The following is a 14822-nucleotide window of genomic DNA, read 5'->3' as shown; positions in this document are numbered from 1 at the left end:
GACAGACTGCGGTGGTTCAGACCATGGCCAGCCGCTGCTTGCGTTGTGGCGCGTGAAACGCTTGGTCCAGCGCCTCCAGATCCCCGGCGTCAAGCTGCAATCGGGCAGCTTGGGCATTGAGCCGCACATGCTCGGGACGGACCGCCTTGGGGATGGCGATCACGTCGTCCTGACGCAGAATCCAAGCCAGCGCGACTTGTGCCGGCGTCATGTCGTGTCGGGCGGCCACCTGTTTGAGCGTGGCATTGGCGAGCATTTTTCCTCCCTGGCCGATCGGGCAATAAGCCATGACCGGTAGCCGCTGCTGTTGGCTCCAGGGCAACAAATCAAATTCTATGCCGCGCTGCTCCAGATTGTAGAGCACCTGATTGGTGGCGCAGGCGGGGGCATCCAGTTCCTGCAGGTCGTCGAGGTCGAAATTGGACACCCCCCAACGGCCAATCTTGCCGGCTTCGCGCAGGCGTTCGAAGGCGTCGACGGTTTCGGCCAGGGGATACTGGCCGCGCCAATGCAGCAGATACAGATCGATGTAATCGCTGCCCAGCCTGCGCAGGCTTCGCTCGCACGCCTGGGGAATGCCCTCGCGGCTGGCGTTGTGCGGGTACACCTTGCTGACCAGGAAGACGCTGTCGCGCTGACCGGCGATGGCATCGCGGACCACTTCCTCGGCACCGCCTTCGGCGTACATTTCGGCGGTGTCGATCAGGGTCATGCCCAGTTCGATACCCAGGCGCAATGCCGCGACTTCTTCGCTGTGCCGTGAACGGTCTTCACCCATCTGCCAGGTTCCCTGGCCGATAACCGGGATCTGGGTGCCAGCCAATTCAAGCGTGCGCATGCAAACCTCCTTCATGAATGCCGATGGTTATTTCAGTGGGCAGCAGAATAGTCCATCGGTTCCCCAGCAGGGCTTGCCGCGGGCTGCAATCCTTTGAGCCGCACCTTGCCAGTGATCGATTGCTCTGCGCCGAGACTGCACTTTTTCCAAATGTCCGGCTCTATCCCTGGCAGCCTGCGGCGATCCCCACCGTCGGCCCATGCCCAAGTCCAAGAACCCATGGCTCGAGTTTCACCCACGATCACCACAGAAATCCACCGTCTTTGCCTGTTGTTGGCAGGTCTGTCGATGTTCTTCGTCACCGGTTGCAGCCAGCAGCAAGGCGGCGACATCATCACCCAGATGCGCGAAGGCAAACCCCAGGAGTTCCTGCAAACCAGCGTCGACCGCATGGCCACCCTGACCATGCGCGACAACCTCGACAGTCTCTACCTGCTGATGGGCAAGCTCTACCTGCGCAACCCCGATGAGCTGAAGAAGTCCGGTTTCCTCGATGCCCGTACCGCCGGCAAGCAAGTGCGCATGGCTATCGAATTGCAGCAACCATTACCGACCCTGGGCGGGAAGAAGGACCTTGCGGCCCTGCGTTTCGCCATGAGCCCGGAGTTTCTCGGCGATCGGGTCGGGGCGTTCATCTATGCCATCGGCAGCATGCTGGTGACCGCCCATGGCAATCGCCTCGAGTTCTACATGACCGATACGATCAACCCGGTCTTCGTCAGCAACGCCGCGCGCAACATCGAGATCGCTACCTGGATCCTCAGCCAGCGACAGAACAAAGAGGGCCAGCCCTTGCTGTTCTCCAACGAAATCTCGGAGGAGGGCAGCAACCTGAGCTTTGCCGTCGAATTCGGCAAGATCGTCGCCCGGCTGGACCTGCTGACCCAGATGCTCGACGAACGCTACCGGCGCATCGGCCTGAATTATGCGCAGAGTTTGCTGTTCCTGAATTTCCTGCCGGTGCAGTGAACACGAGACCTATTCCCTTGTGGGAGCGGGCTTGCTCGCGAAGGCGTAGTGTCAGGCAGCATAAATATCGACTGACCCACCGCTTTCGCGAGCAAGCCCGCTCCCACAGGGGGGGATTGAGTTCAAGGCATAAAGATAGATCGTATCGATATAACTGGTTATAAGAAATATCGCTATGCTGCGGGCCAGATTTTCCCTGCGATCGTTGTGGACGTATTCATGGATTTAGTGAACATCGGGTTGGTCGTTGCCGGATTGGTGGTGGGTTTTATCGTCGGCATGACTGGCGTGGGTGGCGGGTCATTGATGACCCCGATCCTGCTATGGTTCGGCATCAACCCTGCGACGGCGGTCGGTACTGATTTACTCTACGCCGCCATCACCAAATCCAGCGGTGTACTGGTGCACCGCAAGAACAACAACATCGACTGGGCGATTACCGGTTGGCTGACCCTTGGCAGCGTGCCGGCGGTGGCACTGACGTTGTGGTTCCTGAGCAGCTTGCACTCCAGCCCCGATGCGATGAACGCGATCATCAAGCAGGCCCTCGGCTTTGTGTTGTTCGCCACGGCGCTGGCGATTCTGTTCAAGAAACGTCTGCTGGATTTCGCCCACAAACGTGCTGGCGGCAACTACAACCCCAGCGGGTCGCGCCTCAATGTCCTGACGGTCATCACTGGCCTGGTCCTCGGCACCATGGTCGCACTGACGTCCATTGGCGCCGGTGCACTGGGCACCGTGGCACTGTTCATTCTCTATCCGATGCTGCCGACCCGCCGCCTGGTAGGCACTGAAATCGCCCACGCCGTGCCGCTGACCCTGGTTGCAGGCCTTGGCCATGCGAGCATGGGCAACATGGACTGGCATGTATTGGGTTACTTGCTGGTGGGCTCGTTGCCGGGGATTTACCTGGGCAGCCACCTGACCGGGCGCATCTCCGACGAACTGCTGCGCCCTTGCCTGGCGACCATGCTGTTGCTGATCGGTTACAAGCTGGCGTTCTGATCCGGTTTGTTACGCCAGCCTCCTGCGCGGGAGCAATGTCCAGTCGGTGCCTGTCCGGCCCCTTGCCACCGGCTCAAGCCTTGCACTGTTCTGAACTCTGCCTGTCCTGAGATAACCCCGACCTGTTGCGCAATGACCGCCCTGACCTAAGCTTGGGACAAGGCGAAGAATATTTGCGGCACGTCACCCGGAACGATCGCCGTGATGCGCAATCATTAGAGCGTGGATATCAAAAAGGAGATGCGCATGCTCATCAGGTCACTGACCCTGGCTACCTTGCTGGCGATTGCCGGCCCATTATTCGCCGCTGATGGCGACTCACCGCTGGACATGGACAAGGGCAGGGCCCGACCTCTGATCGTCATCGCTCCGAGTACTGTTGATCCGGCCTGGGTCAGCCTGAAAAAGTCGCTGGATGAGCCGGCTAACAAAAAGGGTTTCACCGATCGCAGCATGGTGCTCTATACGGTGCTCAACCTGATGGGCCAGCGCGATGGCAAGGACATCGGGCCACAAGACACGGCGGCGCTGATCCGTTCGCTCAAGCTGGGTGCCGGTGCCAAGACCAAGGTGATCCTGGTCGGCAAGGATGGCGAGAAGAAACTGGAGCAGTCGGACACTATCAAGCTCGACGAGATTTTCAGCGCTGTCGATCAATTGCCGGCGGCCGAGAAAGAATTCACGGCGACCGTGGCCGCTCCCGTTACGACTCAAGCCGAGCCGGCTGCCAAAGGCACCAAACCGGCAAAAAACAGCAAAACGGCGAAACCGACCAAACCGCCTGAAATGCCGGATGATTGAACTGACACTGAATTTTGGCGGTGAGCAATTAACCTGTGGGAGCGAGCATGCTCGCGATAGCTGCGCTCAAGTATTCAAACCGACTGACCCTCGAAGGGCGTTGTAATGGATATCACCAGACTCAAGCATCACGGATGTCGGTCAGTTTGCCGATATGCACATTCCCGGCCACGGATTGATCCGATGCCGTTCGCAGGCTTGGGAGGTCCATTAGATACAACGGTTTCACCTGCATCACAACGGTCATGAGCAAAAAGGTGTTTGTAACTAGATGCTCAGAAAATCGAGCGTAGGCAAAGGACTTCAATCGCGTCGGAAATTTCCTGCATAGCGTGGCGCACCCCGTGAACTGGTGCCCATTGGGCCGTACCGATAATCTTCATGAGCCGCTGCAAATCAGCGGTCGGATGTGGAAGTCCGTTGGTTCAAGCCATCTACCTATGCCCCTAAAGCGCAAATCGACATTTTTTATGTCAACATCGCCGCGTTTTGGCGGCTGTGCGCGGGAGCACTTTCGAGTGCACCGGGTTTTGGTGGATTGACCTGGACTTCCACACCTGCGTACAGCTGCCACCCTCATGTGGAAGTGAGATGGGTAGTTTTCTCAATAATCCCCAATGGTACTTCTTCATGAAAAAGTTAAGTCCGAATCCCCCGGAATACCCATCCGACTCAGATTCACCACTGTCAGACATCACCGAACCCGCCGTCAGCGCTCGCTTGCGCAACCCCAAGAACACCGACCCGGTCAGCCACATCTTCACCATTCTCCCAAACGTCGACACCCCAACGCTGCTATGCCACGCCTGTGAAACCCTCGCGTCATTGAACGTTCTGGTCACTGATCTGGCCTGTAACCTGGAAAGCTCCAACCGCAATGTGGCGCTTTCGATTCAGCAATTGGCAGTGGTGGGCGAATTGTTGGTGAACCGCGCGCTGGACAATATCGACCCGCCCGAAGGTGTGCCGATAAATTAAAAAAGGTTCTTCATGCATTCCCGGAAAACTGTAGGAGCCGGCTTGCTGGCGATGGACTCAAGTGCGCCGCGTTTATTCAGTTCACACGCGTTATCGTTAACGACCATCGCCAGCAAGCCGGCTCCTACAAGGGACCACGCGGAAAATGAAGTGACCTCCAGGCCAGTGAAAGCCCCAAAAAAAGGCGACCTCTAGAGGTCGCCCTTATCTATGGAGAAGGTGGCAAGGCTTATTGAGTCAGTGCGTTCAAAATTTGATGAGCAATCCTGACCCGCTGCGCATTGGGATAATTCTTGTTAGCCAGAATCACAATGCCGATGTCCTTCGATGGCACGTACGCCACGTAAGCGCCAAAGCCACCGGTTGAACCGGTCTTGTTGATCAGCATGTCCTGCGTCTGCGCTTGTGGCGGGTTCAGCCATTGGACTTCATGCGCCTGCATGGCCATCGGCGTGGAGTTGCCGTCCAGCAGGCGATCCAGTGTGATCGGATAGCGATACATCTCCCAGCCCAGGCCCTGGGTCATATCGCCAACGGTGTAGTAACCGCTATGGGTCAAGGCGAGGGCTTGCTGCAATGGCTTTTCCAGAGACGCCGGTTTCATGTTGGCGTCGACAAAGCCCAGCAGGTCCGCAGCGCTGGTTTTCACCCCGTACGCCTCGGAATCCAGCGCACCTGGAGTGACCCGTACCGGTTTGTCCGCCTTGTTGTAGCCCTGGGCGTACAGCGCCATCTGGTCCGGCGGCACATGCACGTAGGTGTGCTTGAGGCCCAGCTTCGGCAGCAGGGTTTTCTCCATCAGCTGATCAAACGGCTGGCCCATGCTTTGCGCAGCAAGGTAGCCGAACAGGCCGAGGCTGGGGTTCGAATACAGTCGGTGGCTGCCGGGGGCGTAGAGCGGTTTCCATTGTTTGTAGTAGCCGAGCATTTTGTCGGCCGAATCAGCTTCAGCCGGGAATTGCAGCGGCAGGCCGCCAGCGCTGTAGGTACCCAGTTGCAGCACGCTGATGTGGTCGAACGCACTGCCGCGCAAGGCCGGCAGGACCTGGCTGGCCTTGTCCGACAGCGACAGCTTGCCCGTGGCCTGGGCGTAGGCGGCGAGGGTGGCGGTGAAGGTTTTGCTGACGGAGCCGATTTCGAACAGGGTGTCTTGCGTGACAGGGCTGCCGGTTTCTGTCGAGGCGACGCCATAGTTGAAGTAGTGCGCCTGGCCGTTCACGGTGACCGCCACGGCCATGCCGTGAATGCCCTCGGCTTGCATCACCGGTTGTACAGCGGCGTTCACCACTGTCTCGACATTTTCCAGGGCAGAACACGGGGTAGTAGCGAACAATGCTAAACATGCCGCCAGAATTGTTGGTCGGACGGTACCGGTTTGGTCCTTCTTCGTTGCATGGAATCTCATTGGGCTGACCGTTTTATTCAAAGCGGTCATTAAACCCCGTCGCCGATGACCAAGCCAAATTTCAGTGGGAGCGGGCTTGCTCCAGGCGGCGTTCCGACGAAAGCGGTCTATCAGTCACATTGATGCTGGACGTGTTGCCGTCTTCGCGAGCAAGCCCGCTCCCACAGGGTTGAACAGAAGACTAGCGCACCAGGCACGGCCGCTTGTTATCGAACTTCCAGCCGGGAATCAGGAACTGCATCGCCACGCTGTCATCCCGCGCACCCAGGCCCATGCCTTTGTATAGCTCGTGGGCCTTGGCGACCTGATCCATGTCCAGTTCGACCCCCAGCCCCGGTTTCTGCGGTACCTGCACGCAGCCGTCGACGATTTGCAGCGGGGCCTTGGTCAGGCGCTGGCCGTCCTGCCAGATCCAGTGGGTGTCGATGGCCGTGATCTCGCCCGGCGCGGCTGCCGCGACATGGGTGAACATGGCCAGGGAAATGTCGAAGTGGTTGTTGGAATGCGAACCCCAGGTCAGGCCCCATTCGTGGCACATCTGCGCCACGCGCACCGAGCCTTGCATGGTCCAGAAGTGCGGGTCGGCCAGGGGAATGTCGACCGATTGCAACTGGATCGCGTGGCCCATCTCGCGCCAGTCGGTGGCGATCATGTTGGTCGCGGTCTTCAGGCCCGTGGCCCGGCGGAACTCGGCCATGACTTCACGTCCCGAGTAACCGTTTTCCGCCCCGCACGGGTCTTCGGCATAGGCCAGGACGTGGTGTTGATCGCGGCACAGGCGGATGGCTTCTTGCAGTGACCAGGCACCATTCGGGTCGAGGGTGACGCGTGCATCGGGGAAGCGTTCGGCGAGGGCCGTGACCGCTTCGATTTCGGCATCGCCACTGAGTACGCCGCCCTTGAGTTTGAAATCCTTGAAACCGTAACGGGCATGGGCGGCCTCGGCCAGACGCACCACGCCTTCGGCGGTCATGGCTTGCTCATGCCGCACGCGGAACCAGTCGTTGTCGGCGTCCGGTTCGCTGCGGTAGGCGAGGTCAGTCTGCTGGCGATCACCGACATAAAACAGATAGCCAAGCATCTTCACTTCATCACGCTGCTGGCCTTCGCCGAGCAGGGCGGCCACCGGTACGTCCAGGTGCTGGCCGAGCAAATCGAGCAAGGCGGCTTCCAGGCCGGTGACGGCGTGGATGGTGATGCGCAGGTCGAAGGTCTGCAAACCGCGGCCACCGGCATCGCGGTCGGCGAAGGTCTGGCGTACCTGATTAAGGATCTTCTGATAGGTACCGATTGGGCTGCCGACCACCAGGCTGCGCGCGTCTTCGAGGGTCTGGCGAATGCGCTCGCCCCCCGGTACTTCGCCGACGCCGGTGTGGCCGGCGTTGTCCTTGAGGATCACGATGTTGCGAGTGAAAAACGGGCCGTGGGCGCCGCTCAGGTTGAGCAGCATGCCATCGTGGCCGGCGACCGGAACCACTTGCATGCTGGTGATGATCGGGGCTTTTGCAGTGTCTTGTGCGTTCATTTTCCAATCCTTAAAAAGCGCAATTCAGGCGTGGTTGGGCGTGGGCTTGCCCTGCGCCACGGCGGGTGCGGGCTTCGGTGTGTTGCGAGCGGCGAAGACGATGATGGCGGCGATGATCGAGGTCGCGGCCAGTCCGTACAGCCCGCCCTGAATGGAACCGGTGCGCTCTTCGAGCAGGCCGAAAGTGGTCGGCGCAACGAAGCCGCCGAGGTTGCCCACCGAGTTGATCAGCGCGATGACGCCAGCGGCAATTCGCGCATCCAGATAGGCCTGGGGAATCGGCCAGAACAGCGACGAGGCCGATTTGAAGCCCAGCGCGGCAAAGCAGATCGCAACGAAGGCGAAGACCGGCCCGCCGGTGGTGGACATGAACATCCCGGCGGCCGCAATCAGCAGCGCGGCGGCGACCCAGGCTTGCTGGTGTTTCCATTTGGCGGACAGGGACGCGAAGGCGTACATGCCGACAATCGACAGCAACCACGGAATCGAGTTGAACAGTCCGACCTGGATGTCGCTCAGGTCGCCCATCTTCTTGATGATGCTCGGCAGCCAGAAGGTCGCGGCATAGATGGTCAACTGGATAAAGAAGTAGATCAGGCAGAACAGGATGATCTGGCGATCCTTGAGCAATTTGCCCAGCGACGGCTTGATCGGCGTGGCGGCTTCACGGGCCAGTTGTTCGTCGTCGATGGCCTTGACCAGCGCGTCCTGCTCTTCGCGGCTCAGCCATTTGGCGTCATGGGGCCTGGAGTCCAGCCAGAACCAGACGAACACGCACAACCCCACCGAAAACATGCCCTCGATGAAGTACATCCACTGCCAGCCGTGCAGGCCCAGCCCTTCGATTTGCAGGAGCAACCCGGACAGCGGGCCCGAGATCAACGACGCGAGCGCTGAGCCACTGAGGAAGATGGCAATTGCCTTGCCACGTTCCACGCCGGGCAACCAGCGGGTGAAGTAGTAAATCACCCCGGGGAAGAACCCGGCTTCGGCCACGCCCAGCAGAAAACGCAGGATGTAGAAGTGGGTTTCGTTCTGGATGAACGCCATGCCCGCGGCGACCAGGCCCCAGGTCAGCATGATGCGGGTCAGCCAGATACGTGCGCCGACTTTTTGCAGGAGGATGTTGGAAGGCACTTCGAACAGCGCGTAACCGATGAAGAACAGCCCGGCACCCAGGCCGTAGGCGGCAGCACCGATACCCAGGTCGTGTTCCATATGGGCGCGGACGAAACCGATGTTCACGCGATCAATGTAATTGACGATGAACATGATGACGAACAGCGGCAAGACGTGACGTTTGACTTTGGCGATGGCCGACTTCAGCGCTGGACTGGCGTCGTCGTGCATCCCGGAGATGGATGTATTCACTGCGTTTTCTCCCACTCGTTATTTTTATGCGGGGTGAAGCTGAGTGCTGCGTTGTTGATAGACATCATACAACTAGATTTTTTCATCGTGCAACCACGTTGACCCAACAAAATAGTGCTGTATAGGTGGATTGTTATGCTTTGTGCTGTGTTGGTTGGCGTGTTTTGTGGCTCGAGATGGGCTTGTTCTTGAGTGTTGTCATACAAGCTGAGCGAGATTTTTCAGGATTCCCGGCAGGCGCGGTGCTACGATTCCATAGCCCTGATTTGCGGACACCCTCATGCAAGAACACCTCGAAGCACCTGCTCGCAAGCGCAGCCATAACCTGGCCCATGACCTGGTAGAGAAACTGACCCAGCGCATCCTGCTCGGCCAGATGCTGCCCGGCGACAAGCTGCCGTCGGAGAACACCATCGTTCAGGAACACGGGGTCAGTCGCACGGTGGTGCGCGAGGCGATCTCCAAGTTGCAGGCCTCGGGGCTGGTGGAAACTCGCCATGGCATCGGCACGTTTGTGATCGAGCGCGCGCCGGAGCAGGGGCTGCGGCTGAATGTCGATACCGCGTTGGGGGTGCGCAGCATTCTGGAGTTGCGTATGGGCCTGGAAACCCAGGCGGCGGCGCTGGCGGCAACGCGCCGCAGCGATCTGCAATTGGCGCAGATGCGTGAAGCACTGGATGACTATCAAAGCCTGCTGGCCAACAACGACAGCTGTGTCGAAGCGGACCGGCGTTTTCATCTGCTGATCGCCGAAGCCACCGGCAACCTGTGTTTCACCGAGATCATGCAGCACCTGGGCAATGCGATGATTCCGCGCACCCGGGTCAATGCCGCCGAGCGTGGCGCAGTGGACTTGAGCAAGCTCGGCCAGTTGGCCAACCTGGAGCACGAGGCGATCCTCAATGCCATCAAGCGCCAGGACCCGGACGCGGCGCGGGCGGCGATGTGGTTGCATCTGACTAACAGCCGTGACCGGTTTTCGGCTAGCTGAATTTGTCTGTTTTTCTGTGACACCGAGTCATCGTTCTTCGCGAGCAAGCCCGCTCCCACAGGTTTTGAGTCGTACTCAAGCACAACGGCATACATATAACCCCTGTGGGAGCGGGCTTGCTCGCGAAGGCGTCAGTCCAGGCAACAAACAGCATGGATCAGACCCGAGCAACTTGAACAACCACAGCCCGCCGCTCCAGATTCAACGCCAGCACACTCGCCAACACCACCAACCCGCCGACCACGATCATCAATGTCGGCCGTTCGCCAAGCGCATAGGACGCAATCACCATCGCCGTCGGTGGCGTCAGGTACAGCGTCATCGTCGCCCGGCTCAGGTCCACATGCGCCAGCACATAGGCCCAGGCCAGGTACGCGAGGGCACTGGGGAAAATCCCCAGGGCGATCACCGCGAGTTGCACGCGCATCGGTGCCTGGGCGACTTGATCCACCATGCCGGGCAAGAAAACCAGCAACAACACCGTCCCGGACCACACCGTGTAACACACCAGCGTCAGCCCGTCGTAACGCCCGGTGTGATGCTTTTGCAGGGCAAAATAGAGACTCCAGGACACCGCCGCCAGCAGGATGAGCAAACCGTGGGCATCAATACTGCCCAGGCCATGATCGCCCGCCACCACAATCACCACACCCAACAACCCGAGCAGCACACAACCCCAGCGCCACAGGCTCACCCGATCCTTGAACACGAAGCGCGCAATCAATGTGCTGAACAGCGGCGTGGTCTGGGCCAGGACGCTCGAAGCGCCAGCGCTGACACCCTGCTGCCCGAAGTTGATCGCCACGTGGTGCAGGCTTACGGCAAAGAAACCCAGGCCGAACATCAGCGGCAGATCGCGCAGGCTCGGCAGGCGTATGCCCTTGATTAACGCGACCACGGCCATGAATACGGAGGCCAGCAGGAAGCGCAGCAGCGCCAGATGCACCGGGTCGTAGGCCTGCAAGCCGATATGGATGCCGGTCGGGGAATAACCCCAGCACGCCACGACAAACGCCATGGCCAGGATGATTTTCCAGGGTGAAACGGGGGAGGGGGTGAGCGGCGTCATGGTGGTGCACCTGTAGGTGGATGCACCGAGTATCAGAAAGCGCATCGTTCTCCACAACTGACTTATAATGCGTAGATCGTTCACTCTAGGTGATGTATGGAGCTGGCACAGATTCGCATGTTCAAGACCGTGGCCGACGTCGGCAGCATCGCCCGCGCGGCTGAGGTGCTGCATTGCGTGCCGTCGAACATCACGGCACGGATCAAGGCCCTGGAGGCCGAACTGGGTGTCGCGTTGTTTCTGCGTGAGGGCCGAGGGCTGCGCATCAGCCCGTCGGGGCAGACGTTCCTGGCCTACGCCTCGAAAATTCTTGCCCTCACCGCCGAGGCCAAGCGTGCGCTCGACCCTTGCGCCGAACCCTCCGGCCCGTTGCGCATCGGCGCCATCGAGTCGTCGGCCACGGGGCGCTTGCCGCGTCTGCTGGCGAAATTCCACAAGCGTTTCCCTCAGGTGGCGCTGGAGCTGACCACCGGCACCTGGGCCCAGTTGCTCGACGACACGCTCAATCACAAGCTCGACGGTGCAATCGTTGCGGTCGACGTCGAGCGTTCGCACCTCAAGCGCACGCCGATGTACCGCGAAGAGTTGCTGTTGATTGCCTCGACCTCCCTCGGACCGCTGCGCGACGTGACGGACCTGCAGGACAAGACGATGTTCCTTTGGCCACAGGGCTGTCCGTACCGGGCGGCGATGGAGCATTGGTTATTGCGCAATGGGTTGGCGCTGCCGATTGTCAGCCTGGCCAGCTATGGTGCGATTGTCGGTTGCGTCAGCGCCGGGGCCGGCGTGGCGCTGGTGACGAAAGGGGTGTTCGATCAATACGCCAAGGGCGCCGGGTGCGTGGCGTTTGAGTTTCCCGAACTGACGGCCATCGAGAGCCTGTTTTACTGGCACGAAAACGCGGGGGTGCACCCGGCGCGAGAGGCGTTTGTGGCGATGCTCCACGAAGAGTTTGCCTAACGCAGAACTTGTAGGAGCTGGCTTGCCAGCGATGACGGAGAGTCAGGCGACATTGTTGTTGAATGTGCCGCCCCCTTCGCGAGCAAGCCCGCTCCCACAGGGGTTACGGCATGTTGATATCTCGCATTAGCAGGCCAAAACCTAAATCCACCGCATCCGGTATCGGCAAATACACCGTATGCCCATCCCCCGGTGCAACCTCGATCGCTTTACCCTTGGCGTTTTGTAACTGATGCAGGTCGAAGTGGAAGTTGCCCTTGGGCGTCATCAGCTCCATGTGGTCGCCCAGGCCGAAGCGGTTTTTCACCTTGACCTCGGCCAGGCGATCCCGGCGCTGGCCGGTCAGTTCGCCGACAAACTGTTGCCGCTCCGACACCGAGCTGCCGTTCTGGTAGTACTGGTATTCGTCATGCACATGCCGGCGCAGAAAACCTTCGGTGTAGCCGCGCTGGGCGAGGGATTCCAGGTCGGTCATCAGGCCGCGGTCGAAGGCCCGGCCCGCCACCGCGTCGTCGATGGCGCGGCGATACACCTGGGTGGTTCGCGCGCAATAAAAGTGCGATTTGGTCCGGCCTTCGATTTTCAGCGAGTGCACGCCCATGTGCGTCAGGCGCTCGACGTGCTGCACGGCGCGCAGGTCCTTGGCGTTCATGATGTAAGTGCCGTGTTCGTCTTCGAAGGCCGGCATCTGTTCGTCGGGACGATTGGCTTCCTGCAACAGGAACACCTGATCGGTGGGCGCACCAATGCCCAGGGTCGGCTCGGGGTCGAATGACTGGACGATTTCGCCGAGCTGGTTTTCCATGGCCGGTTGCGCCGAATATTTCCAGCGGCAAGCGTTGGTGCAACTGCCCTGATTGGCATCGCGCCGGTTCATGTAGCCCGACAGCAGGCAGCGCCCGGAGTAGGCCATGCACAACGCGCCATGCACGAACACTTCCAGTTCCATGGCGGGCACCTGCTCGCGAATCTCGGCAATCTCTTCCAGCGACAACTCCCGCGACAGGATGATCCGGCTCAGGCCTTGTTGCTGCCAGAATTCGACACTCGCCCAGTTCACCGTATTGGCCTGTACCGAAAGATGGATCGGCATCTGCGGGTAGTGCCGGCGCACCAGCATGATCAGGCCGGGGTCGGACATGATCAGCGCATCCGGGGCCATGGCGATCACCGGTTCAAGGTCCTTGAGGAAGGTCTTGAGCTTGGCGTTGTGCGGCGCGATGTTCACCACCACGTAAAAGCGCTTGCCCCGGGCCTGGGCTTCGCGAATGCCGAGGGCCAGGTTGGCATGGTCGAATTCGTTGTTGCGCACCCGCAGGCTGTAGCGCGGCTGGCCGGCGTACACGGCATCGGCGCCGTAGGCGAAGGCATAACGCATGTTTTTCAGGGTGCCGGCGGGGGCGAGCAGTTCTGGCACGGAGAGGGTCATGGCGGTGTCGGTCGCAAAAGCCGCACAGGGTAAATCGTCGGTGGCGAGGGTTTATTGACCTGGATCCATGTTTGTTCAACAAAGCCATGGCACTCGCGCGAGCCGTAGCGGACTAAACATCAGGGCGGAAGTTTTTCGCCCTCGCTGGCACGGACCGGACATGAAAGAAACGACCCTGCAAGACAGATCGCTGACGGTTTTGCTGGTGCTGGTGAGCGCCGCCTTCATCTGGATCCTGCTGCCGTTTTACGGCGCGGTGTTCTGGGCGGTGATCCTCGGCATCCTCTTTGCGCCGCTGCAAACCCGGTTGCAACTGAAGTTTGGCTGGCAACGCAACCTCACGTCGCTGTGCACATTGAGCATTTGCCTGGTGATTGCGATTCTGCCGGTGATCATCATCAGCGCCTTGCTGGTTCAGGAGGGTGTGACGCTCTACAAAAGCATCGAGAGCGGCGAGCTCGACATTGCCGGGTACGTGTCGCAGTTCAAGCACAGCCTGCCGCCGTATTTCCAGCACCTGCTGGATCGCTTCGGCATGGGCGAGTTGAATGGGCTACGGGAGAAAATCGTCAAAAGCGCGATGACCGGCGGTCAGGACCTGGCCGCTCAGGCGTTCATTTTTGGCCAGGGCACCTTCGAGTTCGTCGTCAGTTTTTTCATCATGCTGTACCTGCTGTTCTTCTTCCTGCGCGACGGTGCGGAGCTGGCGCGCAAGGTGCGCACAGCGGTGCCGTTGCAGGAACAGCAGAAACGCCGTTTGCAGCTCAAGTTCAATCGTGTGGTGCGGGCTACGGTGAAAGGCAACCTGTTGGTGGCCATTACGCAAGGCGCGCTGGGCGGTCTGATGTTCTGGTTTCTGGACATCCACAGCGTATTGCTCTGGGCGGTGTTGATGGCGTTTCTGTCGCTGCTGCCGGCGGTGGGGGCGGGAATAGTCTGGGTGCCGGTGGCGGCGTTTTTCCTGCTGACCGGGGCGATCTGGCAGGGCGTGGTACTGGGATTGTTCGGCGTGTTCGTGATCGGGCTGGTGGACAACCTGCTCAGGCCATTGCTGGTGGGCAAGGACACCAGGATGCCGGATTACATGATCCTGGTCTCGACCCTCGGCGGCCTGGCGATTTTCGGGCTGAACGGTTTTGTCATCGGGCCGTTGATCGCGGCCCTGTTCATGTCGAGCTGGGCCATTTTCATTGAAACCAAACCGCGGGTGCAGCTGCCTTAGGCGCTCAGTCGGCCAGGCTGGCCGGTGCCGAGGCGTTGCGACAGTTCCTGGGCGGCGGGCAGCGAGGTGAGCGGACCGCTGATCTGCACACCGTCCTGCACCAGGTACCAGCAAGCAAGCATGCCCAACTCCCTGAGCTGTGCAGGGACGGCGCTGCCGATAACGGACATGATCTGAACCTTGGACATGACAAGTACCTCCATCAATCTGTGGAGCTACTTTAAGGTCCGGGTGCCGTGAGGGGTAATTAACGCTCTCA

General features: G+C 60.0%; 14 protein-coding genes. 7 read left to right on the top strand and 7 right to left on the bottom strand.

What is annotated here, in order from left to right; genetic code table 11:
- Positions 1–16: 16 nt before the first annotated feature.
- On the bottom strand, positions 17–838 hold the full coding sequence (locus tag QMK54_RS21490) for an aldo/keto reductase (protein ID WP_320401300.1): 822 nt from the start codon (positions 836–838) through the stop codon (positions 17–19).
- A 219-nt stretch (positions 839–1057) separates the two neighbouring features.
- Here QMK54_RS21490 and QMK54_RS21485 point away from each other — a divergent pair, with 219 nt between their 5' ends.
- The 4 genes from QMK54_RS21485 (at position 1058) to QMK54_RS21470 (ending at position 4591) form a co-directional block, all read left to right on the top strand.
- Positions 1058–1807 (top strand): hypothetical protein, encoded by a 750-nt coding sequence (locus QMK54_RS21485; protein ID WP_320401299.1) that lies wholly within the window; start codon positions 1058–1060, stop codon positions 1805–1807.
- Positions 1808–2026: 219 nt separating this feature from the next.
- Positions 2027–2812 carry a sulfite exporter TauE/SafE family protein gene (locus tag QMK54_RS21480; protein ID WP_110659362.1) on the top strand — a complete coding sequence of 262 codons (786 nt, stop codon included), beginning with the start codon at positions 2027–2029 and terminating at the stop codon, positions 2810–2812.
- 246 nt (positions 2813–3058) lie between these two features.
- Positions 3059–3613 (top strand): DUF4174 domain-containing protein, encoded by a 555-nt coding sequence (locus QMK54_RS21475; protein WP_320401298.1) that lies wholly within the window; start codon positions 3059–3061, stop codon positions 3611–3613.
- 630 nt (positions 3614–4243) lie between these two features.
- On the top strand, positions 4244–4591 hold the full coding sequence (locus tag QMK54_RS21470; protein WP_320402939.1) for a DUF6124 family protein: 348 nt from the start codon (positions 4244–4246) through the stop codon (positions 4589–4591).
- A 229-nt stretch (positions 4592–4820) separates the two neighbouring features.
- Here the strand turns inward: QMK54_RS21470 and ampC are convergent, their stop codons facing one another.
- The 3 genes from ampC to QMK54_RS21455 all read right to left on the bottom strand — a co-directional run bounded on the left by ampC (position 4821) and on the right by QMK54_RS21455 (position 8892).
- Positions 4821–5996, bottom strand: a complete 1176-nt coding sequence (ampC, locus tag QMK54_RS21465) for a class C beta-lactamase (RefSeq protein WP_320401297.1) — start codon at positions 5994–5996, stop codon at positions 4821–4823.
- A gap of 181 nt (positions 5997–6177) precedes the next feature.
- Complete coding sequence (gudD, locus tag QMK54_RS21460; protein ID WP_320401296.1) at positions 6178–7521, bottom strand: glucarate dehydratase; 1344 nt, start codon at positions 7519–7521, stop codon at positions 6178–6180.
- 24 nt (positions 7522–7545) lie between these two features.
- Entirely contained in the window at positions 7546–8892 is a 1347-nt protein-coding gene (locus QMK54_RS21455) for an MFS transporter (protein ID WP_413787344.1), read from the bottom strand.
- A gap of 280 nt (positions 8893–9172) precedes the next feature.
- Here QMK54_RS21455 and QMK54_RS21450 point away from each other — a divergent pair, with 280 nt between their 5' ends.
- Positions 9173–9883, top strand: coding sequence for a FadR/GntR family transcriptional regulator (locus QMK54_RS21450; protein ID WP_320401295.1), 711 nt, complete (start codon positions 9173–9175; stop codon positions 9881–9883).
- Positions 9884–10040: 157 nt separating this feature from the next.
- On the opposite strand, the gene QMK54_RS21445 is transcribed toward QMK54_RS21450, so the two are convergent.
- The gene (locus tag QMK54_RS21445) at positions 10041–10952 is read right to left on the bottom strand and encodes a DMT family transporter (RefSeq protein ID WP_223595574.1); all 912 of its coding nucleotides are present in this window, start codon (positions 10950–10952) and stop codon (positions 10041–10043) included.
- A gap of 96 nt (positions 10953–11048) precedes the next feature.
- On the opposite strand from QMK54_RS21445, the gene QMK54_RS21440 reads away from it, so the two are divergent.
- Positions 11049–11912 carry a LysR family transcriptional regulator gene (locus QMK54_RS21440; protein ID WP_110661054.1) on the top strand — a complete coding sequence of 288 codons (864 nt, stop codon included), beginning with the start codon at positions 11049–11051 and terminating at the stop codon, positions 11910–11912.
- 103 nt (positions 11913–12015) lie between these two features.
- Here QMK54_RS21440 and yegQ read toward each other — a convergent pair whose 3' ends face one another.
- Positions 12016–13341 carry a tRNA 5-hydroxyuridine modification protein YegQ gene (gene yegQ / locus QMK54_RS21435; protein WP_320401294.1) on the bottom strand — a complete coding sequence of 442 codons (1326 nt, stop codon included), beginning with the start codon at positions 13339–13341 and terminating at the stop codon, positions 12016–12018.
- 160 nt (positions 13342–13501) lie between these two features.
- On the opposite strand from yegQ, the gene QMK54_RS21430 reads away from it, so the two are divergent.
- The gene (locus QMK54_RS21430) at positions 13502–14563 is read left to right on the top strand and encodes an AI-2E family transporter (RefSeq protein ID WP_110661052.1); all 1062 of its coding nucleotides are present in this window, start codon (positions 13502–13504) and stop codon (positions 14561–14563) included.
- Here QMK54_RS21430 and QMK54_RS21425 read toward each other — a convergent pair.
- Positions 14560–14751, bottom strand: a complete 192-nt coding sequence (locus QMK54_RS21425) for a hypothetical protein (RefSeq protein ID WP_223594417.1) — start codon at positions 14749–14751, stop codon at positions 14560–14562. The two genes, QMK54_RS21430 and QMK54_RS21425, sit on opposite strands and share 4 nt — an antisense overlap.
- Between the last annotated feature and the right edge of the window lie 71 nt (positions 14752–14822).

This window comes from Pseudomonas sp. P5_109, assembly GCF_034009455.1.
In the GTDB taxonomy this organism is placed as follows: Bacteria; Pseudomonadota; Gammaproteobacteria; order Pseudomonadales; family Pseudomonadaceae; genus Aquipseudomonas.
The sequence above is the reverse complement of the archived record's forward strand: the minus strand, read 5'-3'. Positions and strand labels throughout refer to the sequence as shown.

What these genes read in the sequence shown, in the direction of transcription:
- QMK54_RS21490 (WP_320401300.1), bottom strand. Translation starts at nt 838, where the DNA reads ATGCGCACGCTTGAATTGGCTGGCACCCAGATCCCGGTTATCGGCCAG.
- QMK54_RS21485 (WP_320401299.1), top strand. Translation starts at nt 1,058, where the DNA reads ATGGCTCGAGTTTCACCCACGATCACCACAGAAATCCACCGTCTTTGC.
- QMK54_RS21480 (WP_110659362.1), top strand. Translation starts at nt 2,027, where the DNA reads ATGGATTTAGTGAACATCGGGTTGGTCGTTGCCGGATTGGTGGTGGGT.
- QMK54_RS21475 (WP_320401298.1), top strand. Translation starts at nt 3,059, where the DNA reads ATGCTCATCAGGTCACTGACCCTGGCTACCTTGCTGGCGATTGCCGGC.
- QMK54_RS21470 (WP_320402939.1), top strand. Translation starts at nt 4,244, where the DNA reads ATGAAAAAGTTAAGTCCGAATCCCCCGGAATACCCATCCGACTCAGAT.
- ampC (WP_320401297.1), bottom strand. Translation starts at nt 5,996, where the DNA reads ATGAGATTCCATGCAACGAAGAAGGACCAAACCGGTACCGTCCGACCA.
- gudD (WP_320401296.1), bottom strand. Translation starts at nt 7,521, where the DNA reads ATGAACGCACAAGACACTGCAAAAGCCCCGATCATCACCAGCATGCAA.
- QMK54_RS21450 (WP_320401295.1), top strand. Translation starts at nt 9,173, where the DNA reads ATGCAAGAACACCTCGAAGCACCTGCTCGCAAGCGCAGCCATAACCTG.
- QMK54_RS21445 (WP_223595574.1), bottom strand. Translation starts at nt 10,952, where the DNA reads ATGACGCCGCTCACCCCCTCCCCCGTTTCACCCTGGAAAATCATCCTG.
- QMK54_RS21440 (WP_110661054.1), top strand. Translation starts at nt 11,049, where the DNA reads ATGGAGCTGGCACAGATTCGCATGTTCAAGACCGTGGCCGACGTCGGC.
- yegQ (WP_320401294.1), bottom strand. Translation starts at nt 13,341, where the DNA reads ATGACCCTCTCCGTGCCAGAACTGCTCGCCCCCGCCGGCACCCTGAAA.
- QMK54_RS21430 (WP_110661052.1), top strand. Translation starts at nt 13,502, where the DNA reads ATGAAAGAAACGACCCTGCAAGACAGATCGCTGACGGTTTTGCTGGTG.
- QMK54_RS21425 (WP_223594417.1), bottom strand. Translation starts at nt 14,751, where the DNA reads ATGTCCAAGGTTCAGATCATGTCCGTTATCGGCAGCGCCGTCCCTGCA.